At 33.3% G+C, this 25,956-nt stretch carries 22 protein-coding genes; 12 read left to right on the plus strand and 10 right to left on the minus strand.

Annotated elements, in window-relative coordinates; genetic code table 11:
• Positions 1–81 precede the first annotated feature (81 nt).
• Complete coding sequence (gene sucC / locus BM238_RS07780; protein WP_090079624.1) at positions 82–1,275, plus strand: ADP-forming succinate--CoA ligase subunit beta; 1,194 nt, start codon at positions 82–84, stop codon at positions 1,273–1,275.
• 250 nt (positions 1,276–1,525) lie between these two features.
• Positions 1,526–1,816: a GNAT family N-acetyltransferase gene (locus tag BM238_RS07785; RefSeq protein ID WP_090079625.1), complete on the plus strand. Its 291-nt coding sequence runs from the start codon at positions 1,526–1,528 to the stop codon at positions 1,814–1,816.
• Here the strand turns inward: BM238_RS07785 and BM238_RS07790 are convergent.
• The 5 genes from BM238_RS07790 to smpB form a co-directional block, all read right to left on the minus strand.
• A complete protein-coding gene (locus tag BM238_RS07790; RefSeq protein ID WP_090079626.1) occupies positions 1,805–2,776 on the minus strand; it encodes a glycosyltransferase family protein in 972 nt (323 codons plus the stop codon). The two genes, BM238_RS07785 and BM238_RS07790, sit on opposite strands and share 12 nt — an antisense overlap.
• A gap of 1 nt (position 2,777) precedes the next feature.
• Positions 2,778–3,602, minus strand: a complete 825-nt coding sequence (locus tag BM238_RS07795) for a UDP-2,3-diacylglucosamine diphosphatase (RefSeq protein ID WP_090079627.1) — start codon at positions 3,600–3,602, stop codon at positions 2,778–2,780.
• Positions 3,603–3,749: 147 nt separating this feature from the next.
• Positions 3,750–4,490, minus strand: coding sequence for a YebC/PmpR family DNA-binding transcriptional regulator (locus tag BM238_RS07800; RefSeq protein WP_090079628.1), 741 nt, complete (start codon positions 4,488–4,490; stop codon positions 3,750–3,752).
• A gap of 92 nt (positions 4,491–4,582) precedes the next feature.
• Positions 4,583–6,076, minus strand: coding sequence for an OmpA family protein (locus BM238_RS07805; protein ID WP_090079629.1), 1,494 nt, complete (start codon positions 6,074–6,076; stop codon positions 4,583–4,585).
• 77 nt (positions 6,077–6,153) lie between these two features.
• Entirely contained in the window at positions 6,154–6,612 is a 459-nt protein-coding gene (gene smpB, locus BM238_RS07810; RefSeq protein ID WP_090079788.1) for an SsrA-binding protein SmpB, read from the minus strand.
• Positions 6,613–6,697: 85 nt separating this feature from the next.
• Here smpB and BM238_RS07815 point away from each other — a divergent pair, with 85 nt between their 5' ends.
• Positions 6,698–8,320: an ABC-F family ATP-binding cassette domain-containing protein gene (locus BM238_RS07815; protein WP_090079630.1), complete on the plus strand. Its 1,623-nt coding sequence runs from the start codon at positions 6,698–6,700 to the stop codon at positions 8,318–8,320.
• Positions 8,321–8,402: 82 nt separating this feature from the next.
• Here the strand turns inward: BM238_RS07815 and BM238_RS07820 are convergent, their stop codons facing one another.
• Together BM238_RS07820 and BM238_RS07825 are read right to left on the minus strand one after the other, a co-directional pair.
• A complete protein-coding gene (locus BM238_RS07820; protein WP_090079631.1) occupies positions 8,403–9,239 on the minus strand; it encodes a ferritin-like domain-containing protein in 837 nt (278 codons plus the stop codon).
• A 27-nt stretch (positions 9,240–9,266) separates the two neighbouring features.
• Complete coding sequence (locus BM238_RS07825) at positions 9,267–9,983, minus strand: ferritin-like domain-containing protein (protein WP_090079632.1); 717 nt, start codon at positions 9,981–9,983, stop codon at positions 9,267–9,269.
• Positions 9,984–10,322: 339 nt separating this feature from the next.
• Here BM238_RS07825 and recJ point away from each other — a divergent pair, with 339 nt between their 5' ends.
• The 3 genes from recJ (at position 10,323) to BM238_RS07840 (ending at position 13,075) form a co-directional block, all read left to right on the plus strand.
• The gene (recJ, locus tag BM238_RS07830) at positions 10,323–12,050 is read left to right on the plus strand and encodes a single-stranded-DNA-specific exonuclease RecJ (protein ID WP_090079633.1); all 1,728 of its coding nucleotides are present in this window, start codon (positions 10,323–10,325) and stop codon (positions 12,048–12,050) included.
• 12 nt (positions 12,051–12,062) lie between these two features.
• Positions 12,063–12,644 (plus strand): nicotinate (nicotinamide) nucleotide adenylyltransferase, encoded by a 582-nt coding sequence (gene nadD, locus BM238_RS07835; protein WP_090079634.1) that lies wholly within the window; start codon positions 12,063–12,065, stop codon positions 12,642–12,644.
• Positions 12,645–12,733: 89 nt separating this feature from the next.
• On the plus strand, positions 12,734–13,075 hold the full coding sequence (locus BM238_RS07840; RefSeq protein WP_090079635.1) for a DUF3817 domain-containing protein: 342 nt from the start codon (positions 12,734–12,736) through the stop codon (positions 13,073–13,075).
• Here BM238_RS07840 and BM238_RS07845 read toward each other — a convergent pair.
• The gene (locus BM238_RS07845; protein ID WP_090079636.1) at positions 13,072–14,496 is read right to left on the minus strand and encodes an SDR family oxidoreductase; all 1,425 of its coding nucleotides are present in this window, start codon (positions 14,494–14,496) and stop codon (positions 13,072–13,074) included. The genes BM238_RS07840 and BM238_RS07845 overlap by 4 nt on opposite strands.
• Before the next feature lie 49 nt (positions 14,497–14,545).
• Positions 14,546–15,046: a DUF6702 family protein gene (locus tag BM238_RS07850; RefSeq protein WP_090079637.1), complete on the minus strand. Its 501-nt coding sequence runs from the start codon at positions 15,044–15,046 to the stop codon at positions 14,546–14,548.
• Positions 15,047–15,102: 56 nt separating this feature from the next.
• Between BM238_RS07850 and BM238_RS07855 the strand changes: the two genes are divergently transcribed.
• The 4 genes from BM238_RS07855 (at position 15,103) to BM238_RS07870 (ending at position 23,097) form a co-directional block, all read left to right on the plus strand.
• Positions 15,103–15,684 carry a HupE/UreJ family protein gene (locus BM238_RS07855; protein WP_090079638.1) on the plus strand — a complete coding sequence of 194 codons (582 nt, stop codon included), beginning with the start codon at positions 15,103–15,105 and terminating at the stop codon, positions 15,682–15,684.
• 76 nt (positions 15,685–15,760) lie between these two features.
• Positions 15,761–18,130: a M1 family metallopeptidase gene (locus tag BM238_RS07860; RefSeq protein WP_090079639.1), complete on the plus strand. Its 2,370-nt coding sequence runs from the start codon at positions 15,761–15,763 to the stop codon at positions 18,128–18,130.
• 438 nt (positions 18,131–18,568) lie between these two features.
• Positions 18,569–20,767, plus strand: a complete 2,199-nt coding sequence (locus BM238_RS07865; RefSeq protein ID WP_090079640.1) for a TonB-dependent receptor domain-containing protein — start codon at positions 18,569–18,571, stop codon at positions 20,765–20,767.
• A gap of 104 nt (positions 20,768–20,871) precedes the next feature.
• Positions 20,872–23,097, plus strand: coding sequence for a TonB-dependent receptor domain-containing protein (locus BM238_RS07870; RefSeq protein ID WP_090079641.1), 2,226 nt, complete (start codon positions 20,872–20,874; stop codon positions 23,095–23,097).
• 83 nt (positions 23,098–23,180) lie between these two features.
• Here the strand turns inward: BM238_RS07870 and ctlX are convergent, their stop codons facing one another.
• The gene (ctlX, locus tag BM238_RS07875) at positions 23,181–24,104 is read right to left on the minus strand and encodes a citrulline utilization hydrolase CtlX (protein WP_090079642.1); all 924 of its coding nucleotides are present in this window, start codon (positions 24,102–24,104) and stop codon (positions 23,181–23,183) included.
• A 100-nt stretch (positions 24,105–24,204) separates the two neighbouring features.
• On the opposite strand from ctlX, the gene BM238_RS07880 reads away from it, so the two are divergent.
• The gene (locus tag BM238_RS07880; RefSeq protein ID WP_090079643.1) at positions 24,205–25,194 is read left to right on the plus strand and encodes a glycosylasparaginase; all 990 of its coding nucleotides are present in this window, start codon (positions 24,205–24,207) and stop codon (positions 25,192–25,194) included.
• Between the two features lie 9 nt (positions 25,195–25,203).
• Positions 25,204–25,866: a copper homeostasis protein CutC gene (locus tag BM238_RS07885; RefSeq protein WP_090079644.1), complete on the plus strand. Its 663-nt coding sequence runs from the start codon at positions 25,204–25,206 to the stop codon at positions 25,864–25,866.
• The last annotated feature ends 90 nt before the right edge of the window (positions 25,867–25,956 follow it).

The raw sequence follows: 25,956 nt of genomic DNA on the forward strand, positions 1-25,956 counted from the left end.
TTCAATTACTCAATATGGGAAAAAGTGCTTCTTTTTTCTTAAATTTGTAAATCCTAAAAAAATAATTAATTAAAATAAATTATGAATCTTCACGAATATCAATCGAAAGAACTTCTTGCTAAATATGGCGTTAGAATACAACGTGGACACGTTGCCAACACTGTAGAGGAAGCGGAAAAAGCAGCACAACAATTATCTGACGAAACTGGCGCAAAAGCGTGGGTTGTGAAAGCGCAGGTGCATGCAGGTGGACGTGGAAAAGGTGGCGGTGTGAAATTCTCGCCAACTATGGAAAAGTTGAAGGAAAACGCAGGGAATATTCTTGGAATGCAGTTGGTAACGCCACAAACTTCGGCTGAAGGTAAGAAAGTGAGCATGGTTTTGGTGGCTGAAGATGTTTACTATCCTGGTGAAACTGAAACAAAAGAATTTTATGTTTCTGTTCTTTTAGACAGAGCGCAAGGAAAAAATATGATCGTTTATTCTACAGAAGGTGGAATGGACATTGAGCACGTTGCGGAAGTTACGCCACATTTGATTCACAATGAAGTGGTTGATCCTGCAGTTGGATTGCAAGGTTTCCAAGCGAGAAAAATTGCTTTTAATTTAGGTTTGGAAGGTGAGGCTTTTAAAGATTTTACAAAATTTATCGTGTCTCTTTACAACGCTTATGTTGGAATTGATGCTTCTTTGTTTGAAATTAATCCGGTTTTAAAAACGTCTGATAATAAAATAATTGCGGTTGATGCTAAAGTTTCTTTAGATGATAATGCACTTTTCCGTCATAAAGATTTGGCAGCATTGCGAGATACACGTGAAGAAGATGCCACAGAAGTTGAAGCAGGTGAAGCGGGATTAAATTTCGTGAAACTTGACGGAAACGTTGGTTGCATGGTAAATGGTGCAGGTTTGGCGATGGCGACAATGGATATTATTAAATTATCTGGTGGAAATCCAGCGAATTTCTTAGACGTTGGTGGAACTGCAGATGCTGAAAGAGTTCAAAAAGCGTTTGGAATTATTTTGCAAGACAAAAATGTGAAAGCCATTTTAATTAATATTTTTGGTGGGATTGTACGTTGTGACAGAGTTGCACAAGGAATTGTGGATGCTTACAAAGCAATGGGAAGCCTTCCTGTTCCTTTGATCGTAAGACTTCAGGGAACTAATGCTGTTGAAGCAAAACAATTAATTGATGACTCCGGTTTGCCGGTTCACTCTGCGATTACTTTGGAAGAAGCGGCAGATAAAGTGAAAGAGGTTTTAGGAAACTAAATTTCAATCTTAAAAATATATTTAAAGAAGATCAATTTTGGTCTTCTTTTTTCATTGGTAGAATTGATAAATAATTTTTTAAATTTAAAATAATATTCAAATTTTATCAAAAATATTTCCCCGACCCTAAAGGGAGTATTTTTGATAAAATTTGTGAGAAATTTTCCTCCCTTTAGGGTCGGGGAAAGAAAATTTATTTATTGTGAAACTTAAAAGAACAAATTAAAATTAGCCCTTAATAACAAAAAATATGGAATTCATAAATAACAAAAACGGCCACGGCGGTTTTATTACATTAAATAAAGAAGCAGATGAAGTTGGAAGATTGACTTACACCATTTTTCCGGATGAAAATAAACTGATCATTTCTTTTGTATTGGTTCATCCGAAATTTGAAGGTCGTGGAATGGGAAAATATTTGGTGGAAGATGCAATTAAATTTGCACGCGAAAACAACTGGAAAGTTTATCCACATTGCAGTTACGCAAGATCGGTTATGAAAAGAATGAATGATTTAGAAGATATTTTGCTAGAAAGTTAAGACTTCATTAAGTATAATTTCTTCGGTATTATCAGGATAATCAACCAAAATATTTTGGTAAGAATTAACCCAATCTGAAATTTCTTTTACATCTAAAATTTTGGAATTGCTAATTCCCATTTCACTTAAAGCAAAAGCGTTGCATTCTTGCTCATATTGATTATGAATTGGGATTACGAATAGTTTTTTATTCATAAAAAGTGCTTCGGCGGGACCTTCAAAACCTGCATTACAGAGAATTCCCTCGCAGTTTTCAAAAGAATTTAAAAAATGGAATTCATCAATCGGGAAAATTTCTACATTATTTTGTCTTGATTGAATTTTTGCATATTTCGAAAACACTTTCCATTGAACTGGAATTTGGTTTAAAACTTTGAGAATGTTTTCATCAGAAAAACTTGGTAGATAAACGATGTAAAATCCTTTTTTACTTGGATCTAAATTTCTTATTTTTCTTCTAATAACAGGTTTTTTAATTTGAGGATTGTAATTGTCAAAGTGAAACCCAATTTTATTTTTACTTGGTGCGTAATATTTTAAAATAAATTCGCCTAAAAAATCTTTTGATTTCGGTTTTGGCGTTTCTTTAAAACTCATTGATGCCTGATGACTGAGTTCAAGCATTTTTAAATTTCGCAATTTACAAGCCCACGCTGTTAAAGGTTCATAATCGTTTATTATTAAATCATATTGATTTAAATTAATTTCTCTTATCGCCTTAAATGCAAATGAGAAATTATTTTCAAAAAATGTTTTTTTATAGGAAATTCCACCGCTCTTATTATATAATAACGAAATCCCTTTGTACTGAAAATCAATTGGGAAATCTGTTTTTAACTGAGACTGATGACCGCTTATTAAAGTACCAACTTCCGCATATTTTTTTAAAATTGGAATAATTTCCTGTGCTCTTGCAACATGTCCGTTTCCCGTTCCTTGAAAAGCATATAGAACCTTCATATTAAGCAAATTGAGTTACAATTTTCAAAAGTTCATCGTTGCTTATGTCGGGAATATCATCTTGTTCTTCATTTATAAATAAATGTTTATTTTCTTCATAATAGAAAATTTCCCAACTACCATTATTGTATTCTAATGCAGAAAGATTTTCTATCCAGTCACCGGAATTTAAATAAATGCAAGAACCGTTTTTATTATAGACTTCTCGAATTTGTGGTTGGTGAATGTGACCGCAGATTACATAATCGTAACCGTTATCAATTGCAAGTTCGGAAGCAGTCAACTCAAAATCACCGATAAATTTGACGGCTTTTTTAACGTTACTTTTAATTTTTTTTGAAAATGAATATTTTTCTTTACCCATTTTTTCTAAAAACCAATTAATAAGCGTGTTTATCAAAATTAACAAATCGTAACCTTTTCCGCCTAATTTTGCGAGCCATTTAGAATGTTGAACTGAAGCATCAAAAACATCACCATGGAATATCCAGATTTTTTTTCCATTCAATTCTAAACAAAGCTTATTACAGAGTTTTAATTTACCTAATTTAAAATCAGTGAATTTCCGAAACATTTCATCGTGATTCCCAGTAATGTAAAAAATACCGGTCTTTTTTGAGGCAAAAGAAATTATTTTCTTAATTACTTTTAAATGAGATTTGGGAAAATAAGATTTTTTGAATTGCCAGATGTCAATAATATCACCATTCAACACTAATGTTTTGGGATTTATCGAATTTAAATATTTTAATAATTCTTTAGCCTTACATCCATAAGTTCCTAAATGTACATCTGAAATAACTACCAATTCTACATTTCGCTTCATTTGCAAATATTTATTTGTATTTGAATTGTCAACTTTAATCGCGTTTCGCAATTTTTAATAACTTAAAAACGAATTGCGATTTCAGTCACGATTTTATACAAAGAAACTACTTGCTTATTAATTAAATATTAATTGAATATTATTTTTCTAAATGATTTCGAGAAGTTCGTCTGTTATTTCCATATTATGATAAACATTTTGTACATCATCATCTTCTTCAAAACGATCAAGCATTTTCATATTAACTTTAAACTGCTCTTCTGTAACTTCTTTTGTGTTATTTGGAATTCTTTGTAAGTCACCACTTTTAATCTCAATTTTTAAATCATCAAGTTTATGTGACATCGCACCGAAATCTTCGAACGCTGTAGTTACTAAAACTTCATTTTCATCCTGATCTATATCTTCTGCTCCAGCATCGATCATTTCCATTTCAAAATCATCCCAATCAGAATTTACCGCAGATTTTTCTAAACTAAATATGCCTTTTCTATCAAAGATAAAAGCCAATTCACCATTCTTACCTAGATTACCATCAAATTTATTAAAGATAGCGCGAACATTAGCAACGGTCCTGGTTGAATTATTGGTAGTACATTCAACAAAAAACGCGACACCGCCCTGTCCATAACCTTCGTAAGTAATTTCTTCATAATTTTCCGCATCTGCTCCACTTGCCTTTTTAATAGCACGTTCAACATTGTCTTTTGGCATGTTTGCACCTTTTGCATTTCTGATACAGTGGCGGAGCGCAGGATTCGCTTCCGGATCAGGACCTCCGGCTTTTACCGCTAATGCAATGTCTTTGCCTATTTTCGAAAATGTTTTAGCCATCTTATCCCATCTGGCCATTTTTGAAGCTTTTCTGTATTCAAATGCTCTTCCCATTGTAATTTTTATATTTGTGCAAATTTACATAAAAACCAAAAAAAAACGCTCTCAAAATTTAGAGCGTTTTCTTTATTAATTAAAAAGAAATGTTATTTTCTTTTTTTCATTGGAGCTTTTTTCTTCATTGGAGCTTTTTTAACTACAACTGGCATATCAGATTTATCCATTGCATCAAAAGCAGCTTGATCAACAGCAGTAACAACGACTTTTCTGTCAGCCATTCTTTCAGCATCTGATGCAGTTTCAGCAACCATTGCGTTTGCTTCACCAAAACCTTTAGATTTCAATTGACTTGTTGCAACACCTCTTGCTTCTAAAGCAGCAACTACACTTGCAGCTCTTTCTCTAGAAAGTTTTAAATTGTATGCGTCAGAACCTTTTTTATCAGTTTCACCTGTTACTAAGAAAGTTCCACCATTTGAAGATTTAACGATACTTGCAGCCTGATCTAATTTGTCAGAAGATTCTGGTCTTAAAGTAGCTTTGTTAAAGTTAAAGAAAATACCTTTAAGAGCTCCTGTAGCATCATCTGCGTAAGCTGATTGTGGTTTTGGACATCCGTTGTACTCAGGTAAACCTGGAACTGTAGGACATGCATCATCTTTATCTAAAATTCCGTCACCATCAGTATCTGGCCATGGACAACCTTTGTTTTCAACTGGACCTGCAACTGTAGGACAAGCATCATCTTTATCTAATACACCATCGCCGTCAGTATCTGGCCAAGGACAACCGTCATTTTCTGCAGGACCTGCAACATCGATACATTTGTCAACTTTATCAAATACACCGTCGCCGTCAGTATCTGGACAACCATTAAATTCTGGATTAGTTGAAGCAATACCTGGAGTATCTGGACAAGCATCGTCTTTATCTAAGATACCATCTTTGTCTCTGTCTGTATTTCCAAATCTAAATAATAAGGAAGCAGAAGCTTGCCAAAAGTTTGAAACTGTAGATTTGTCAGTTGGTGTTGAAACATAATCACCTTGTACACCTACACCGAAATTTTTTGTAAACCAAAAATTTGATCCAATACCAGTAGATAATGTAAAGTGATCAGCCTTACCTGTTTTGTTACCATCCTCATCATAATTAGCGTTAACCATACCATTAACATCAGTTCTCGGGAAAGTTAATCCTGTATAATCATGTCTTAGGTAGTTACCACCAACTCTAACATAAGGATCAAACCAAGAATCTTCACTCCAAAGTCCATTAACTTTAAATTGAAGACCTAAACCTGTCATCAGAAAAAATTCTTTACCATAGTTGAATCTTTTGTTATCAACGTTACCAACAGTTGTTTGCCAGTCAATAACTAAAAATTTATTGATGTTTCTTGCAACAGTCAGTTTTGATAATGGAGGTGTAATTGAAAAGTTACCAATTCTGTACAAGTCGCCTTGACTTTTACCGCCAAAAGCAGTTGATAGAACATCTCCAGCCTTGCCTCCTGCCGCAATATGGTTCTCTGCATGAGCACCTATTCCAATAAGCCACGGGTTTGTCGTAGTCTGGGCGAAAACAGTAGAGGCCACAGTTAGTGCCAATGCTGAAATTCCTAATTTTAGATTTTTCATAGAATTAAATGATTAAATAATTGATAATGCAAAATAAATATAATTTTTCCTTATACACAAAGATTTACAGAGTTTTTTTAACTTTTCTTTAATACTCTTTGTAAACTCCGTTTACTTTCACGGTCTTTAATGCTTTCCCTTTTGTCAAACAATTTCTTCCCTTTTCCTACTGCTATTAATATCTTAGCACGTCCTGCGTCATTTATATACAATTTTAAAGGTACAATTGTATTTCCAACGTCATTCATCTTTTTGTTAAATTTTAACATTTCCTTTTTGTGCAGTAACAACTTTCGTTCCCTTTTGGCCTTATGATTATAAAAGGTACCCAACTTATATTCTTCAATGCTCATATTTATTATATATAACTCATTATCAGTAAATTGACAAAAAGATTCTGTGATGGAAGCTTTAGAACTTCTAAGGGATTTAATTTCTGTACCTGTAAGAACAACTCCTGCCTCTACTTCATCGGACAGCTCATATTCAAAGCGGGCACGCTTATTTAAGATGGTAACTGATTTCTGTATTTTCATTTCTTTGCATTTTAAGGCAACCATAACGTTGTCCTTTATAATATATCTAAATTTTCGTACTTTTGCGCCAAATTTACAAAACAAAATGTTAACAGTTTCAAATCTATCACTTCAGTTCGGTAAAAGAGTACTCTTTGACGAAGTTAATATAAAATTCACAAAAGGAAATTGCTACGGAATAATTGGCGCAAATGGTGCCGGAAAATCCACATTTCTTAAAATTTTAAGCGGAGAACAAGATCCCACATCAGGAAATATTTCCCTCGAACCAGGAAAAAGAATGTCTGTTTTAGAGCAGGATCACTTTGCTTATGATAATTTCACTGTCTTAGATACCATATTAAGAGGTAACAAAAAGTTGTATGAAATAAAAGACGAAATGGATGCGCTATACGCAAAGGAAAACTTTTCGGACGCAGACGGTATTAAAGCCGGAGAATTGGGTGTTATTTACGAAGAAATGGGAGGCTGGAATGCTGAATCTGATGCACAAACAATGCTTTCAAACGTAGATATTTCAGAAGATATGCATTATCAGATGATGTCTGAGTTGGAGAACAAAGATAAAGTACGTGTACTGCTTGCTCAAGCACTCTTTGGAAGTCCTGACGTTCTTATATTAGATGAGCCAACTAATGATCTTGATATACAAACTATCGCGTGGCTTGAAGATTTTCTTTCCACCTATGAAAACACAGTAATAGTCGTTTCGCATGACCGTCACTTTTTAGATACAGTTTGTACGCATATTGGCGATTTGGATTATTCTAAATTAAATCTTTATACCGGTAATTATTCTTTCTGGTACCAAGCATCGCAACTTGCAACGCGCCAAAAGCAACAGGCCAATAAAAAAGCAGAAGACAAGAAAAAAGAGCTTCAGGATTTCATCGCTAGATTTAGCTCAAACGTTGCAAAAGCAAAACAGGCAACTGCTAGAAAGAAGATGATCGAGAAACTAAATATCGACGATATTAAGCCATCTTCCAGAAGATATCCTGCTATTATTTTTGATACAGAAAGACAAGCTGGAGATCAAATTTTGGAAGTAAAAAATTTAGAAAAAACAAAAGATAGTGAACTCCTTTTTTCTGACATTAATCTTAATTTAAAAAATGGTGATAAAGTAGCAGTTATATCCAAAAATTCACTTGCCATAACGGAATTTTTTGAAATTTTAACTGAAAACGCCAAAACTGATAATGGTGAATTTAATTGGGGAATTACAACAACCCAATCATACATGCCATTGGATAACACAGAATTTTTTGAAGAAAAGATCAATTTAGTAGATTGGCTGCGTCAATACACAAAAAATGACGAAGAAAGACACGAAGAATATATGCGTGGTTTTTTGGGCAAAATGCTTTTTTCCGGTGATGAAGCTTTAAAATCAAGCACGGTTCTTTCCGGGGGGGAAAAAATGCGCTGCATGTTTTCCAGAATGATGTTGCAGAAAGCCAATTTTTTACTTTTAAATGAACCAACAAACCATTTAGATCTGGAAAGTATCACGACTTTAAATAATTCATTAGTAAACTTTAAAGGAGGAATTCTCTTAGCATCACATGACCACGAAATGCTTGAAACGGTTTGTAACAGAATTATTGAATTAACACCAAAAGGTATTATCGACAGAGAAATGACTTATGATGAATATCTTACTGATAAAAAAGTAAAAGAACTTCAGGAAGAAATGTATGCATAATATTATTTTAAAATAGTTTTAAAATTAAAAAGCCTTTCAAAATAATTTGAAAGGCTTTTTTATATGATTTATTTAATATAGCTTACACTATAAATGTACTTGCGATCGTTGTAGCAAGCTGACCTGTTATAGTTTCGTCAAAAGATGCTGAACCAGCATCTACGCCGAATTTTGTACTGGTATTAAAACCTGCTTGTATTAAGTTCTCTTCACCGTTATAACTTGGTGCAGTATATTGTGGAACTGGTCCACCTCCGTCGTTACCGATGATCCATCCTTTCAAACCTCTCATTCTTCTTACCTGAGAAGCATGTCTTGCTTCAACGGAGTGAATTTGTAGAGCAACCTGAAGAACAGCTTTGTTGGAAGCAACATTACCAGCTTGTCCTTTGTAAGCTCTAACACCTGTATCTTCAAATGTTTGTGCTAAAGCTAGGAAAGTTGCGTAATTTGTAAAAACATCTTTGAATGGACCATTAGTTCCACCTTTACCACCTGTAAAATCAAATGTTGGTTTTGAAACCGCGGCAGTACCAAGGGCTGCTTTCAAATATGCAACGTGAGCCGTTTCATGCTTAGAAATTTGTTGAATTACTACTCTATCAGCTGCTGGCACTAGTCCTGCTGCTCCAAGTCCAATTCTATAAAATTCGTCTTCCAAATATTCTAAAGTTAAAGCTAAATTTAGTGCATCAGATACAGCATCTAATGCTGCTGATGCTGCGAAAGTAGCTTCAGATTTTTTAACTTCAGCTTTCGCGGAGTTAGACATAAAAGAAGAAAGTCCTAATGGAATACCTGCAACTACAGCTTTTTTTCCAAAGTTTGCTAATTGTGAGAAACCAGCTTTTCTTGTAATACCATCTGCCTCGAATAATTTATCGTCAGACAGTTGATCTAATATTTTTAATAAGTTCATAATGTAAATTTTTTGGGGTTTAGAAAATTATCCGATACCTTGTTCTTTCCAGGTGAAAGGTGTTTTGATAAATGGACCTGCGTTTGCAACAACTTGTTTCGGCTCTAAAACGATATCTAATCCAGTTGTAACGTTAATTACATCATCACCTGCAAAATCCATTGATTTAGGATTAATAGCATCGCGGATAGCAGAAGCGTGTCTTGCTTCGATAGATACAATTTTACCTGCAATAACTAAATAGTTAAGATCAGTAATATATTTACCTGCTGCGTTGTAAGCTCCAACACCAGTATCTTCTAATGCTTTAGCTGTCGCTAAAATTGAATTTCTACTAGTAAAATCAACACCGTCATATTTAAATTCTAGAGTTGGTAGTAACTGAGTTGGTGCTGCACCTGAAATAGCTGCTTTAAAAAAGTCTCTGTGGATAATCTCGTGATTATAGATGTCTGTAAAAAGTTGTCTTTCAACAGAGCTGATGCCGCTGTAAAAAGAGTTAACTACTTTAGTATAAAAATCAGCTTCTAATTGCTCTAAAGCATAAGCAAAATTCAAAATACCTACATCTCCCTTTCCAAGATCAAAAATTGCCCCATCTGGTACATATTGATAATTATCATCTCTACATCCTGCTAGAGTAAGACCTGCAACTGCAAGACCAACACCACCAAGTTTCAAGAAGTTTCTTCTACTGGTATCTAAGGTCGCCCCTTTATTCGATACAATGATTGGTTTTTCCATAATATTTTTTTTTAATGGTTTTAAAACGGTTTCTACAAATTACGACGTATCTTCAATCTCGGATTTAATAATTTTAAAATAATATGATATTCCTCACATTAACATGAAATAATAAGAACGATTTAGATCACAGAATAATTTATTTTTCCGATTCATACATTTATTGTGCCAATTTTTTATAAAAAATATTAATATTCTCAAAAATTGTTGTCAAAATCATCATTTTTTGTTATTGTTTAAAAAAACTTTTATCTGCCTTATTTTCAATTTTTTTTGTAAAAAGTAATTTTAAACCTGATAAAAATCAATTTTTGCCAAAATTTTCGTTAAATTTGTGTTATGAGTCAGGAGTGGATTTTCAGCGAAGAACCAGATGCAGAATTAGTAGATTCGATCAGTACATCATTAGGTTTCGGCACATTAGAATCTAAAATTCTAATTTTAAGAGGTATTGATAATTATTCCAAAGCGCGTGCTTTTTTTAAACCAAACCTTACGGATATTCACAATCCTTTCTTGATGGCAGACATGCAGATCGCGGTAGAACGTATCGCAACTGCAATTGAAAACGGGGAAAAAATTCTTGTCTTTGGTGATTACGACGTCGATGGAACTACCGCGGTGGCTGTTATGTATCGCTACCTTTCTAAAATAGTTCAAAAACAATACATCGATTATTATATTCCAGACAGAAATGTAGAAGGTTACGGCATTTCTATTGATGGAATTGATTTTGCCAAAAAAAACGATTTTTCTTTAATAATAGCCTTAGACTGCGGCATAAAATCTTTAGATAAAATTGACTACGCAAGCTCCTTGAACATTGATTTTATTATTTGCGACCATCATTTACCAGGAAAAGAAATTCCAAAAGCGGTTGCAGTTTTAGATCCAAAAAGAGCAGATTGCAGATATCCCTTCAAAGAACTTTCTGGATGTGGCGTTGGCTTTAAGCTTTGTCAAGGTTTAAACACGATCTACAAAATTCCCGAGAACGAACTTTTTGAACTAACTGATTTACTCGCAGTTTCCATCGCAGCAGACATTGTTTCGATGACGGGAGAAAACAGAGTTTTTGCAAAACAGGGTTTAAAAATTTTACGCAAAACCCGAAATATCGGTTTAAGATTATTAATTCCGGAAGATAAAATTTCAACTTTTGAAATCTCAAATATTGTCTTTGAAATTGCACCAAAAATAAACGCTGCGGGAAGAATTTCTCACGGAAAAGCCGCAGTAGAACTAATGGTTTCAGACAATTTAAAGGAAGCACACGAAATTGTAAATAATATTTTAGATCTCAACACTTCACGTCGCGAACTTGACGGTTTTAGCACCGTTCAGGCTTTGGAGCAAATTATTGAAACAGATCAAATAAATAATTTTTCAACCGTTGTTTACGGTTCTAACTGGAATAAAGGCGTTATCGGAATTGTCGCCTCGCGTTTAACTGAAACTTATTATAAACCGACACTTGTTTTTACCGATGGAAATAATGGTGAAATGGTTGCATCAGCGAGATCTGTCGCAGACTTTGACGTGCACCATGCTTTAGATAAATGCTCTGATCTTTTTTTAAGATTTGGCGGTCATCCCGCTGCTGCAGGACTTTCGATGGAAAAGCAAAAATTTGAACAGTTTAAAGTAAAATTTGAAAATGTTGTTTCTGCGCAGATTGAAGATCATCAAAAAAAACCTTCTTTAAAAATTGATGCGGCAATAAAAGTAGAAGATCTTGACAAAGATTTTTTTAATTTTTTGCGAAAACTTATGCCTTTTGGACCAGAAAATATGAAGCCGGTTTTGGCAATTAAAAACCTCAAAACATCAGGCTTTATAAAATTAATAGGAAAAGAAAATGCGCATATAAAATTTCATATTTTAAATGAAAAAACAGGAAAAAATATGGAGTGTCTCGGTTTCAAACTGGGTAAATTTGAGAATGATTTTCGGTCAAAAAATTTCGATCTTGCTTTTACGATCGATGAAAATCACTGGCGTGGAAATGTGACTTATTTCTTAAATATTCGTGATGTGAAATTTCACGAACCGTCTGATTTTAACTAGTATAAACTTTAAGTGAAAAAAATCGGTTTATTTTTCGGTTCATTTAATCCTATTCATATTGGCCATTTGATTTTGGCAAATTATATTCTGGAAAACACTGATATGGAGGAACTTTGGTTCGTAGTTTCACCACAAAATCCTTTCAAAGAGAAAAAATCTTTGCTTAAAGATTACCATCGACTTGATATGGTGAATTTAGCATTGAAAAATTACCCGAAAATGCGGGCTTCAAATGTGGAATTTTCATTACCCACGCCATCTTACACCACAAATACTTTAGCTTATTTAAAGGAAAAATATCCGGAAAATTCTTTTTCACTAATTATGGGCGAAGATAATCTGAAATCTTTACCAAAGTGGAAAAACTTTGAGTCATTGATCAAAAACCATCAAATTATTGTCTATCCCAGGATTTCAACAGAAACAGCAGACGAAATTTCTTTTAACCAGGAAAATATTCATAGAATTTCAGCGCCTATTATTGAACTTTCAGCCACAGAAATCCGCGCTATGATCAAAGAAGGAAAAAATGTACGCCCAATGTTGCCGCCCGAAGTTTTTGACTTTATTGATGGAAGCAGTTTTTATAAATAACGTGACAGACTTCAGTTTTTAAACTGCAAAAATCAAGATTTTTAATGCTAACTTCGACACTTTAAATCACAGAAAATTCTACGGTATTTATGAATTTTATTGACAAATTTTTCGCGAAATATTCTGATGAAAAACTGATAAAATATTTTAAGTTTTTTGCTTTTGGTGAAGGCGTAACCTGCTTTTTTTTATATTTAGTAGCAATGCCTTTAAAAAGGTACTTCCCGGAAGAATTATGGGCTACTATTTTGATCATTATTGTGGGAAATATTCACGGCTTTTTTTTCACGCTTTACCTCATCTTTTGCATTCCAATGCGCAAAATTTTTATTTGGGATGATGAAGATTCCGTGTTTGCTTTTTTATCAGCTTTTTTTCCATTTGCAACCATTTGGATCGAGAAAAAATTCACAAAACTTGACCGCGATTAAGGTTTTACCAAACTGTTGATCATTCCGTTAAAAATAAAGTAGTGGAAAGGCAAAACGCTGTACCAATAAAGTCGACCAGAAATCCCCAAAGGTCGGTAACTCGCAGTTTGATAGAGGATTCCATCTACAATTTTAAATTCCAGCCAGGCTTCACCCGGGAGTTTCATTTCTGCAAAAAGCAGCAGCCTTTTTTCACTTTTGCTGGCATATAGGACGCGCCAAAAATCAAGCGTATCGCCCGCTTCCAGATAGTTTAAATTTCTTCTGCCGCGTCTAATTCCTACTCCACCAAAAAGTTTATCAATAAAACCACGCACGGACCAAAGAAAGTCGCCGTAATACCAGCCGTTTTTCCCGCCAATGGAAAAAATACGGTCTAAAGTTTTTTCTTCGTCAATTACTTTTCTTTGTTTAATATCTCTGAAACAGCCGTATTTCGGAACTTCCATGTATTGCCAAACATTTAGATCATGAAAATTTTCAGTAAATGAATCGTACCAACTGGAAAGCACATCATTTTGTTTAATCTTATCGAAAGCGAGCTCGAGCGACTGTTTATAATCTAAAAGCTCGATATTTAAAACTTCCGCCAGATCATTTGGTTTCGCCACAACATCAATTTTCATACTGTTGACCAAATTTTTAGCTAATGGATACGATGTAGAAGTCACGAAATAGAGCCAGTAAGATGATATTTTAGGCGTCATGACAGGAACGGTAATTATTTTTCTTTTTAACTTCCGAACTTCCGCAAACTGCATCATCATTTCTTTATAGCTTAAAATATCTTTGCCGCCGATATCAAAAGATTTGTTGAAAGTATAAGGATTTAATAGAGATTTTACCAAAAACTGAATAACGTTCCGGATGCCAATTGGTTGACATTTCGTCTGAACCCAAATTGGTGTGATCATCACCGGCAATTTTTCCACCAGATCACGGATTATTTCAAAGGAGGCACTTCCCGACCCAACGATTATTCCGGCGCGCAATGCTGTTAAAGCATATTTTTCGCTACCTAAAGTTTCTTCTACTTTTTTTCTTGAATTTAAATGTTTTGAAAGCTGGTCGTTATTTACAATTCCCGTTAAATAAATAACCTGTTTCGCAGTCGTTTTTTCAATACAACTTTTAAAATTAATAGCAGATTCTTCTTCCATTTTCTCAAAATCACCTGTTGCGGTAGACATTGAGTGGATTAAATAGTAGGCCGCGTCAATATCTTCAGGAATATTACCCAAAGTTTCAGGTAAGAGAAAATCGGTGTAAATAACCTCTAAAGTTCCTTTTCTGTGATCTAGTTTTTCATTAAACCTCTGCACATCACGCACCGCACAAATAATATGATGACCTTCATCTAGCAATTGAATCAGCAATCTTTTTCCGATGTAACCTGTAACGCCCGTCAGTAAAATTCTCATACAATTTTTTAATAAATGTACGGAATTCTTACTTTAAATAAATAAAATTTTAAAATTGTTGATACAGATAACGGTTTGGATAAACGACTTCAGAACTTTTACGAACATCTTTTACGATAATATGAACGATATTCATTTGATCATCATAATAGCTGTAAAGCAAACTAACAGCTGTTTCTATCTTCTTAGGATTTAAAACAGCTTCGGTTTCAAGATAAATATCGACAGATTCCTTATCTTCTTCAAAACCCAAATAATTTAATTTTATGGCTTTGTTATTAACTTTAATCTTTAAATAATCTTCACAGTAAGATTTTAGAAGAACATTAATTTGATCTTTAAATTTTGCGTCATTAAAATGTACCGTTTTTCCATATTTTTTATTGACCGCATTTTCCAAATCATCGAGGAAAAACCGTGCTGAAACTTCAAATGTTTTGGATTTTTCATTGTATTTAAATTCGACAGAACCCACGTGATAAGGATGAAGTGATTTTGCGCTAAAATTTAAAGAAATAATAAAAACAAGGAAAAGAAATAATTTTTGCATAATCAAAAGTAAAGATAAAATTTGTATTATCGCTTTTCTAAAATTTAGATTAAAATATGCAGGATTTTTTCTTTTACTTAAAACTTGGCTGGTCTCATATCATTGCCTTTGATGCTTTGGATCATCAACTTTTTATCTTGGCATTGGTAGCGGTTTATGCAATGAAAGATCTAAAAAAAATACTAATTTTAGTAACAGCTTTTACAATTGGTCATTCATTGACACTCGCTTTAAGTGTTTTAGATCTGGTGAGATTTCCCAGCAATTGGGTAGAATTTTTAATTCCAGTAACTATTTCAATAACGGCTATTGGAAATATTTTGATGTTCAAAAACACAGAAAAGTTAATGAAGTTAAACTATTTTTTAGCATTAATTTTTGGACTTATTCACGGGATGGGTTTTGCAAATTCTGCCAGAATGATGATCGCGAGAGAACAAAATATTTTCGCGCCATTACTCGGGTTTAATATTGGTTTAGAATTAGGACAGATCGCAATCGTTCTTTTAATTTTGGGATTTGAATTTATTTTATTTAAATATTTTAAATTAAACAAAAAATACTGGTTAATTGCTGTGTCATCTGTAGCATTGATTTTTTCGTTATCGATGGTGTTAAACAGAATTCCTTTTTCATAAGCTTAAAGTTTTCTTAACAATTCATTTATTTTAATTAATTTTGGAGAATACCGTTCATTCACTTTTAATTTTTAAAATGAAAATCAAATCAATCTTATTTTCTTTGTTAATTCCTGTCAGCTTTTTTGCGCAGGACATTAAAAATAATCCCACGAGCAATCACGGGAACAAATTTGAAGCTTTAGGGACAATTCTCCCAACGCCAAACATTTACAGAACCGGTTCCGGCGCCCCAGGACAAGGATACTGGACTAATCGTGCAGAATATGACATTTCAGCATATCTTGATGAGGACAAAAGAAACCTTAAAGGTTCTGAAACAATTACCTATTACAATAATTCGCCGGATGATCTGGATTATTTATGGCTTCAGCTTGATGAAAACCAACAGTCTTCTGTGAAAAACGCGGGTTACGACGGCAGTTCATCAATCCCAAAAATAACTACTACCGGAAATCTTGCAGAAACTGCTTTACCAGAAAGTGATAATGGATATGGTGTTAATTTAGAAAAAGTGACCGATGCCAGTGGAAACGCTCTTCCATTTACGGTAAATAAAACGATGATGCGCATCGATTTGCCTAAAGTTCTAAAAAAAGGCGATAAGTTGGTTTTTAAAATAAACTGGAATTATAACATCGCTAACAGACTTGAGAAAGGCGGACGCGGCGGTTATGAATTTTTCCCGGAAGATGGCAATGATCTTTATACAATGACGCAATGGTACCCAAGACTTTGTGTTTACAGCGATTTCAAAGGCTGGCAAAATAATCAGTTCACAGGTCGCGGAGAATTTGCACTGGAATTCGGAAACTTTAAAGTATCAATGAATGTTCCTGCAGATCATATTGTAACTGGAACCGGACAGGGAAAAAATTATAAAGACGTTCTAACCAACGCGCAATTTGACAGATGGCAAAAAGCTCAAAATTCTTCTACGCCTGTAGAAATCGTGACTTTAGCAGAAGCAAAAAATGCTGAAAAAAACAAGTCTAAAGACAGGAAAACCTGGAAATTTGAAGCCAATGATGTAAGAGATTTTGCCTGGACTTCTTCCCGAAAATTTATCTGGGATGGTATGAAAGTGGTAATTCCTGAAAACAAAAATGAGGTGATGGCAATGAGTTTTTACCCAAAAGAAGCTTATAATCTTTACAGCAAATATTCTACAAAACTAGTTGCTCATACGATCAAAACATATTCAGAATTTACTATTCCTTATCCATATCCCGTGGCGCAATCAATCGAAGCGGCAAACGGCATGGAATATCCGATGATCTGTTTTAATTATGGACGAACTGAAAAGGACGGCACTTATTCAGAAGGTATTAAAAACGGAATGATAGGTGTAATCATTCACGAAGTTGGACATAACTTTTTCCCAATGATCATCAATTCTGATGAAAGACAATGGACTTGGATGGATGAAGGCTTAAACACTTTCGTAGAATATTTAACAGAAGAAAAATGGGATAATAATTTCCCGTCAAAACGTGGTCCGGCTTTCACAATTGTTGATTACATGAAATTGCCGAAAGATCAGTTGGAGCCGATAATGACAAACTCAGAAAATATTGTTCGTTTTGGACCAAACGCTTATTCAAAACCTGCTACAGGATTAAATATTTTGCGTGAAACCATTATGGGTAGAGAACTTTTTGACAAAGCTTTCAAAACTTATGCAAAAAGATGGGCTTTTAAACATCCGGAACCGGCAGATTTTTTTAGAACAATGAACGATGCAAGTGCAGAAAACCTTGATTGGTTTTGGCGCGGGTGGTTCTACGGAATCGAAGCTGTTGATATTTCTATAGATAAAGTTACTGTAGCAGCACCTGATTTCCCTGTTGCGCCAAAAGCTAAAACGGCTACTTATAAGATGGACAAAGCTCTGACGCCAACTTATGATGACATTTCGAAAATAAGAAACAGAAATAATAAAAATATTAAATTTGAAGTAGAACAAGATAAAACAGTACAGGACTTTTATTACAAATATGATCGCGGTCAGGAGAAAGTAGATTCTTTGAAAACTTATACCATAGAAGATAATTATTTTGCAACCACCGATGCTGCAGATAAAGATAAATTTAAAGATATGTACGCTTATCAAATTGACTTTAGTAATAAAGGCGGTTTGGTAATGCCAATTATTTTGCAGTTCACATTCCAGGATGGCACAAGATTAAGCGACAAATCTTCTGCACAGATCTGGAGATTAAATGAAAATAAGGTATCTAAAACCTATTATTTTTCTAAAAAACTAAAATCAATTCAGCTTGATCCAATGCTTGAAACGGCAGATATTGACATCACGAATAATTTCTGGGGAGAAATTCCTGCACCAGTTTCAAAATTTCAGGTTTTTAAACAAAAAAGCAATGGACCTATAAGAGGCGCTTCCGCAGGAAAAATTAATCCAATGCAAGCCGCAGGAAAAAAATAAATTTATTTAAATATTTTTATAAAATGCTGAATTAAATTTCAGCATTTTTTTTGTTCTTTTTTTTGATTTAAAAATAATATTTGATTTAAAAATAATCGTTTGGGAATCAAAATTATTTACAAAATATAAATTCAGGAAATTATAATTAAATTTTTATAACTGATAATCAATTGGTTAAAATACTTTAAACATTTTATTTACTACTTTGTATTGCATATTACTTAAATAATTATATATCTTTGCAATGTCAATTAATAAGAAACTAAAACAACTCAAAATAAAAGTCGCAAACTGATAACCAAATCAACAAACTAATAATCAGCGGCTTTTATTTTTTTTAAAACTAACAACTATGAAATCGCCACTAACAAATTTTGTTAAAGAGAAATAAATTTCTGGCGATAACATTTGACAAATAAAAACTATAAAAATCTACAAATGAAAATCTTAATTACTTCTCTCGCTCTTCTTGCAAGTTCAATGTTTTTCGCACAGGAAACTTCAAAAAAAGATTCAACCCAAACTAAAAAAATTGAAGAAGTTGTAATGACAAAAAAAGTTTTTCAAAAGAAGGCAGACAGAATGATTTTCGATGTCGCCAACTCACCGATTGCAAAAGGAACAAACGCTTTTGACCTTTTAAAAGAAACGCCATTAGTTTCTTCCACAGACAACGCTACTTTAAAAATTTTAGGAAAAAACAATGCAATAATTTACATCAATGGTAAAAAAAGCAATATGGACGCAGAAGCGGTTGTTGAAATGCTAAAAAATATGCCTTCTGAAAATATTTCAAAAATTGAAATTATCACTGTTCCTTCGTCTGAATTTGTGGTGGAAAGTAATGATGGAATTATCAATATTATTTTAAAGAAAAAACAAACTGATGGTTTAAATGGTACATTAAAACTGGCCGATACACAATCTTTTTACAATCAGCCTTCTGCGGCATTAAGTTTAAACTACAGAAAAGGAAAATTGGGCATTGATGGAAATGTGTATTCAAGTTTGCAAAAACAGGAACGAACATTATTTTTAACCAACGGAAACGACACCTACAAAAACACAAGTATTGGCGCAATTACAAATCCAAATAAAAATCTTGGTGGCTATTTAAATTTAGATTATGAATTAACACCAACTCAAAATATAGGACTTTCTTATAACACAAGATTTAATAGTAATAATTCTCAAACAAATTTAAATAATACAGCCGTAGATTTTTCTAAAAATACAATTAGGAAAACTAACACATTTAACGATGAAGATTCCCACGCAGGAAGTCATTCATTAAACCTGAACTATGAATTAAAAACGGATGAGGAAGGAAGTAAATTAATTTTAAACTCCTCTTATCTGAATTTTCAAAGACTTCAGCAAAACGTGAACAACACAAAAAATCTTGATACCAATAACATTGATTTAAAATTTTTGCAAAAAACGCCACAAAAAGTTAACAATTTCGGTTTTCAGGCAGATTATGTTCAGAAATTAAAACAAGAAACAACACTGTCATTTGGTGGAAATTACAACCACACAAAAACTGATAATGACACCACTTTTGAAAATTTAATTCCGCCAACAGGAAGCGATGCAGACCTTTCCAATCACTTCGTTTACATGGAAAATATTTCCGGAATTTACGGCACTCTAGAGAAATCATTTGGTGAAAAATTATCCGGAAAACTTGGTGCCCGTTTAGAATTAACGCATAACCAAGGTGATGTTTTAGGTAAAAATGATCCATTTTATCATTTCAAAAATGATTACGCTAACATTTTGCCTTACGCAACAGCCAATTATAATTTTAACAAAGACAATACGCTTTCCTACACATTTTCCAGCCGAATCAGAAGACCGTCATTTTCTAATTTAAATCCTTCCAGACAATATCTTACTGAAAATAATTATCTGCAAAACAATCCTTTCATGAAGGCTTCAACCTATTACATCCATGAATTAAACTATATGTACAAAAGTTCTTATTTTTTAATTTTAAATCACACTTTTATAAAAGATGAAAACCAGGAAATTCCGTTGCAGAAAACAAATGCAAACGGCGAAACAGAATTAAGATATATACGCACCAACTACGGCGACAAGCAGGAAATTGAGATGAGTTTAGGTATGCAAAAAACCTTTTTTAAAGGAATTTGGAGCGCCAATAACAGTTTAAACTTATCCTATAATATTTTTAAAGGATCAGTTTCAAAAGATCCCATTACCAATGAAGATTTCCCGACTTATGATATTAATAAGACCACTTTTTATTACAGTTTAGAATTTAATAATAACATCAGATTGTCGGCTAAAAAAGATCTTTTCTTAGGCGTTCATTACTTCTATCTTTCACCTCAGCAAATTGAATTGGGTAAACTAAAATCACTGCAAAGTTTAGATTTCTCTGTGAAAAAACTTTATAAAGACTGGACATTTATGGTAGAATTAAATGATGTTTTCGGTAAAAACAGAGAAAATTTTAAGGAAGTACAAAACACAGGATTTTTTAATAGTGTTGATCAAAATCGTCACAACAAAAATGTGAGCGTAAAAATTACTTACAATTTCGGTAACAAAAAAGTAGAAAAAATTAGAAAAACTGAAAGCGCAAATTCTTCAATTAAAGACAGAACCTAAATAAATTTTTCTAAAAATTCAATTTCTAAATGTAATATTTCTTTAACCTGAAATGTCTGGTTTATTATAAAGACTAAAAAAACTAAAACTATAAAACTCTACAAATGAAAATTCTAATTACTTCACTCGCCGTTCTTGCAAGTTCACTAATATTCGCGCAGAAAGCAGAAAAAAAAGATTCCACCCAAACTAAAAAAATTGAAGAAGTGGTTTTAACTAAAAAAGTATTTCAAAAAAAATCAGACCGTTTTGTTTACGATGTTGCGAATTCCCCCGTTGCAAAAGGAAATACGGCTTTTGGACTTTTAAAGGAAACGCCTCTGGTATCTTCAACTGATGATAAAACATTAAGAATCGCGGGAAAATCTAATGCTGTAGTTTATATTGACGGCAGAAAAACAATGATGGATGCAGATGCTTTGGTTGCTTTTCTAAAAAATACACCGGCGGAAAACATCCAAAGAATCGAAGTTATTACACTTCCAGGAAGTGAATTTGATGTGGCTTCTTCTGACGGAATTATCAATATTGTTCTCAAGAAAAAATCCAGCAACGGACTTAGCGGAAATATGAGAATGAATAATGCTCAAAATTATGCTAATGCCCAAAGTGCAGGTGTAAGTCTTAATTACAGAAAAGATAAACTGGGAATTAGTTCTAATTTTAATATGAGCAAAAATATTGAGGCTCAACGGTATATTCTTAAAAACGGTAATGCATTTTCAAGCAATCAATCTGAAGGACTTACGCTTGATCCCAATTTTAATCTCGGTGGCTATGTAAATGTTGATTATCAGTTAAATGATAAAAGCAGTTTGGCTTTGACGTATAATTCCTATTCTAATAAAAGTAATAATTCTGTTTTTGACCTTTTTAATACCATCAAAACGACTGATTCTTTAGGCGTAATGAAGACTGGATATAATATTACAAAAAATCTGGAAAATGCCCATTCTACTAATAATTCAGCCAATTTGAATTACGAATTAAAAACGGATTCACTAGGAAGTAAACTGACTTTAAATGTTGCAGGTTTAATTTATAAAAGAATGCAGAATTCTACAAACCGCACCTTTAATTCTGATGTTTCGCAAAACACAAATTCATTAATTGGAACTATTTTTCAGGAACAACCTCAGAAAATCAACAACTTTTCAGCGAAAGCAGATTACATTCAAAAATTTGCAAAAGATCTGACTGTTTCAGTAGGCGGAAATTATAATAAAACAAAAACCGATAACGACACAAAATACAATTCTATAGATTATGTGCAAAATCTTTCACAAAACTTACCTAATAATTTTATATACGATGAAAATATTTATGCCGGCTATTTAACCGTTGAAAAGGTATTTTCCCCAAAATTTTCAGGTAAAATTGGTTCCCGCTATGAAATCACAAAAAGTGAAGGAAATTCTGACAATGCACAAGATGAAAACCTCAGAAATATTGTAAGAAATTATAGTAAGTTTTTACCGTATGTCACCTTTAATTACGCAATAAATGACAACAATAATATTTCCTATGCGTTTTCGAGCAGAATGAGAAGACCAAGTTTTTGGGAACTAAATCCGGTAAAGAATATTTTAACCCAAAATAATTACACCCAAAATAATCCTTTTGTAAAAGCATCTTCAATTTATTCTCAGGAATTGACATACATGTTTAAAAGTTCCTATTTTTTGGTTGGAAGTTATACGAAAACGAAAGACGTCATCACGCAGGTTCCGCTTCAGGGCTTGGTAAATGGCGTGAATCAATTGCGCTACATCCGGACAAATTTTGGCGATAAACAGGAAATCAGTTTAATGCTTGGTATGCAAAAATCTTTTTTCAATAAATATGTAAGTTTAAATTTTAACATCGGTGCGCTGAGAAATATTAACAGCGGTACTTTAAACCAGGATCCTCTTGACGGACAAATATTTCCTCAATACAGCAATAGTATCGCTTCTACAAGTTTACAGATCCAATCTGATATCAACCTGCAACTTGATAAAAAGAAAACCTGGTTTCTTGGCGCAAACTACTTTTTTGTGGATAAACAGCAAATCGAATTAGGACAATTGAAAGCGCTGCAAAGTTTAAATTTAAATATCAAGAAAATATGGAATCAGTGGACATTTAAAGCGGGCGTTTATGATGTTTTCAACACCAGCAAGGTCATAATTACTGATACGCAAGCCAACGGAAACTTTAATTATGTGAATCAGCAGCAATTCAATAACGGTTTTGATCTGACCATAGTTTACAGTTTCGGAAATCAAAAAGTGAAAAAAATCCGTGATCTGAACAGCGCAACAGACGACATAAAAGGAAGAACTAGATAGAATAGTTTCAGTTAGTTTTATATTTTTCATTAAAAAACCACCGGAATTTTTCGGTGGTTTTTGCTTTATATAAATTTTAGAATCTAAACTTTTGGCAAGAAAACCTCTGCTAACATACATCTCGCGCTTCCGCCGCCGTTTGTTTCTATCGTTTCTAAATCGGCGTAAATAATTTCGCAATATTTTTCAATGGCTTCGATCTGTTTTTGATTTAAAGATTTAAAAGCCGTTTGAGACATGATAAGAAAATTTTCATTTTCCGAATTTTTCGCCTGAAGCATATTTCCAGCAAACTGGTGCATTTGATCTTCAGAAATTTCAATTAATTCTTTCCCGGAATTTTTAATAACTTCAATTACTTTTTCACGTTCAATTTCCGCGTCGATGCAATCTAAACAAATCACCACAAATTTTTCACCGACGCACATCATTACATTGGTGTGATAAATTGGCAATCTTTCACCATTCGCCGTTTGAAAAGAATGAAAAACTATCGCTTCATAACCAATTTTTTCACAATATTTTTTAAATAAATCTTCATCTAAACGCAATGAAACAGAGCCATAAGCCAGTTTTTTGTCATGGTCAAAGATCATACTTCCCGTTCCTTCCAGATATTTTCCGTCGTTTTCAGTTTCAGAAAGATCAATAATGTCATTAATTAAAAATCCACAATTTTCTATTGCATCTAAAACTTCATTTCTTCGTTCTAAACGTCTGTTTTCTGCAAACATTGGATAAAGAAAAGTATTTCCCGCCGCATCAAAACTCACCCAATTATTTGGAAAAATTGAATCTGGCGTGTAAGTGTCAGAACTGTCTTTTACAGTTATTACATTTATTTTTTTGTCGCGTAATTTTGCTACAAAAGCATTAAATTCTTTTAAGGCTTTTTCCTGAGTATTTCCGTTTTCAGTATTGGTCTGGAAATAATTATTTTCCGCCGTTTCTGCATTAAAGCCAAAATTCACTGGCTCTATCATTAAAACAGTATCCGTTGTTTGCATTGCTATTTACTTTTTTTGTAAAATTAACTAATTCCTGCGGTTAAAGAAAATACTTTAAAATGAATAATTTTGTTTAAATTTATTTCATACAATATTTAAAATGAGCAATAGAAGAAAATTTCTTAAAAACAGTGCAATTGCCTCAACCACATTACTTCTAAATCCTTTCGATTTATTTGCTAAAAATAATTCTCTTCCCACAAAAAAATTAAATCAACCCATTGTAATTTCGACTTGGGATTTTGGTGTTGAAGCCAATAAAGTGGCTTTTGAAATTCTTTCAAAAGGTGGGAAATCTTTAGACGCCGTAGAAAAAGGCGTAAGATTGGTGGAAGATGATCCAAATGAAAGAAGTGTCGGTTTCGGTGGAAGACCGGACAGAGACGGAAAAGTGACTTTGGACGCGTGCATAATGGATGAAAACGCCAATATTGGTTCGGTTGCCTGCTTAGAAAATATCAAAAATCCAATTTCTGTCGCGAGAGCAGTGATGGAAAAAACGCCACACGTCATGTTGGTTTCAGAAGGAGCTTTTCAATTTGCACTTTCTCAAGGTTTTAAAAAACAAAATCTTCTTACGCCAGAATCTGAAAAAGAATGGAAAGAATGGCTCAAAACTTCACAATATAAACCAATAGTCAATATTGAAAATCATGACACAATTGGAATGATCGCTATGGATAAAAACGGTGATCTTTCCGGCGCTTGCACCACTTCGGGAATGGCGTACAAAATGCACGGCCGAGTTGGCGATTCGCCAATAATTGGTGCCGGACTTTTTGTGGATAATGAAATCGGCGCTGCAACAGCAACTGGACAAGGCGAAGAAGTGATCAGAACCTGTGGAACGCATCTCGTTGTAGAATTGATGCGACAAGGAAAATCGCCGCAAGATGCGTGTGAAGAGGCCGTAAAAAGAATTTTGAAATTGGTTTTGAACAGGAAAAAAAATCCAAAAGATATACAGATCGGTTTTATTGCTTTAAACAAAAACGGTGAAACTGGTGGTTTTTGTTTGCAAAAAGGTTTTAATTATGCCGTTCAGGATCAATCTGGAAGTAAATTAATTCCCGGAAAATTTTTAATTTAAAATTATAAAATGTTAGAAATCGCTTGCTTTGAAATCACTTCCGCAGAAATTGCCTTAAAATCGTCTGCAGGTAGAATCGAACTTTGCAAAGAAATTACACTTGGTGGATTAACCCCGGAAATTGAAGAATTTAAATTTCTAAAAGAAAAATATTTAAAACCAATTTATGTGATGATCCGTCCAAAAGGCGGCGGTTTTTTTTATGATGAAGATGAATTTTCTTTAATGATAAAAAGCATTGAATTATTTAAAAAATTTGGCGCAAATGGTTTTGTTTTCGGAATTTTAGATGAAAACAATGAAGTTGACCTTGAAAGAAATTCTTTCTTAGTTGAACTGGCGAAACCAATTCCATGCACATTTCACCGCGCTTTTGACAGAACAAAAAATTTAGAAAAATCCTGTGAAACATTGATTGAAATTGGATTTAAAACTATTCTTACTTCCGGTGGTGAAAAAACGGCTTTAGAAGGAAAAGAAAGTCTTAAAAATTTAATTGAAAAATATTCAGGTAAAATAAATATTCTGATTGGCGGAAATGTTCGTTCAGAAAATATTGAGGAAATTAAGATTTATACTAAAGGAACTCATTTTCATTCCTCAGCGATTCCAAGTTATGAACAGTTTGCAAATGATGAGGAAATCAGGAAAATGAAACGGTTTTCTGTTTAGTCTAAATTTATAATTTTGTCATTCTGACGAAGGAAGAATCTCAAAAAAAAAAGATTCTTCACTACGCTTTGCTCCGTTCAGAATGACAAA

This window comes from Halpernia frigidisoli (assembly GCF_900113805.1).
GTDB lineage: Bacteria > Bacteroidota > Bacteroidia > Flavobacteriales > Weeksellaceae > Halpernia > Halpernia frigidisoli.

Excerpts from the sequence above, each read along its gene's own strand:
- sucC (WP_090079624.1), top strand. The coding sequence starts at position 82 with ATGAATCTTCACGAATATCAATCGAAAGAACTTCTTGCTAAATATGGC.
- BM238_RS07785 (WP_090079625.1), top strand. The coding sequence starts at position 1,526 with ATGGAATTCATAAATAACAAAAACGGCCACGGCGGTTTTATTACATTA.
- BM238_RS07790 (WP_090079626.1), bottom strand. The coding sequence starts at position 2,776 with ATGAAGGTTCTATATGCTTTTCAAGGAACGGGAAACGGACATGTTGCA.
- BM238_RS07795 (WP_090079627.1), bottom strand. The coding sequence starts at position 3,602 with ATGAAGCGAAATGTAGAATTGGTAGTTATTTCAGATGTACATTTAGGA.
- BM238_RS07800 (WP_090079628.1), bottom strand. The coding sequence starts at position 4,490 with ATGGGAAGAGCATTTGAATACAGAAAAGCTTCAAAAATGGCCAGATGG.
- BM238_RS07805 (WP_090079629.1), bottom strand. The coding sequence starts at position 6,076 with ATGAAAAATCTAAAATTAGGAATTTCAGCATTGGCACTAACTGTGGCC.
- smpB (WP_090079788.1), bottom strand. The coding sequence starts at position 6,612 with ATGAAAATACAGAAATCAGTTACCATCTTAAATAAGCGTGCCCGCTTT.
- BM238_RS07815 (WP_090079630.1), top strand. The coding sequence starts at position 6,698 with ATGTTAACAGTTTCAAATCTATCACTTCAGTTCGGTAAAAGAGTACTC.
- BM238_RS07820 (WP_090079631.1), bottom strand. The coding sequence starts at position 9,239 with ATGAACTTATTAAAAATATTAGATCAACTGTCTGACGATAAATTATTC.
- BM238_RS07825 (WP_090079632.1), bottom strand. The coding sequence starts at position 9,983 with ATGGAAAAACCAATCATTGTATCGAATAAAGGGGCGACCTTAGATACC.
- recJ (WP_090079633.1), top strand. The coding sequence starts at position 10,323 with ATGAGTCAGGAGTGGATTTTCAGCGAAGAACCAGATGCAGAATTAGTA.
- BM238_RS07840 (WP_090079635.1), top strand. The coding sequence starts at position 12,734 with ATGAATTTTATTGACAAATTTTTCGCGAAATATTCTGATGAAAAACTG.
- BM238_RS07845 (WP_090079636.1), bottom strand. The coding sequence starts at position 14,496 with ATGAGAATTTTACTGACGGGCGTTACAGGTTACATCGGAAAAAGATTG.
- BM238_RS07850 (WP_090079637.1), bottom strand. The coding sequence starts at position 15,046 with ATGCAAAAATTATTTCTTTTCCTTGTTTTTATTATTTCTTTAAATTTT.
- BM238_RS07855 (WP_090079638.1), top strand. The coding sequence starts at position 15,103 with ATGCAGGATTTTTTCTTTTACTTAAAACTTGGCTGGTCTCATATCATT.
- BM238_RS07860 (WP_090079639.1), top strand. The coding sequence starts at position 15,761 with ATGAAAATCAAATCAATCTTATTTTCTTTGTTAATTCCTGTCAGCTTT.
- BM238_RS07865 (WP_090079640.1), top strand. The coding sequence starts at position 18,569 with ATGAAAATCTTAATTACTTCTCTCGCTCTTCTTGCAAGTTCAATGTTT.
- BM238_RS07870 (WP_090079641.1), top strand. The coding sequence starts at position 20,872 with ATGAAAATTCTAATTACTTCACTCGCCGTTCTTGCAAGTTCACTAATA.
- ctlX (WP_090079642.1), bottom strand. The coding sequence starts at position 24,104 with ATGCAAACAACGGATACTGTTTTAATGATAGAGCCAGTGAATTTTGGC.
- BM238_RS07880 (WP_090079643.1), top strand. The coding sequence starts at position 24,205 with ATGAGCAATAGAAGAAAATTTCTTAAAAACAGTGCAATTGCCTCAACC.
- BM238_RS07885 (WP_090079644.1), top strand. The coding sequence starts at position 25,204 with ATGTTAGAAATCGCTTGCTTTGAAATCACTTCCGCAGAAATTGCCTTA.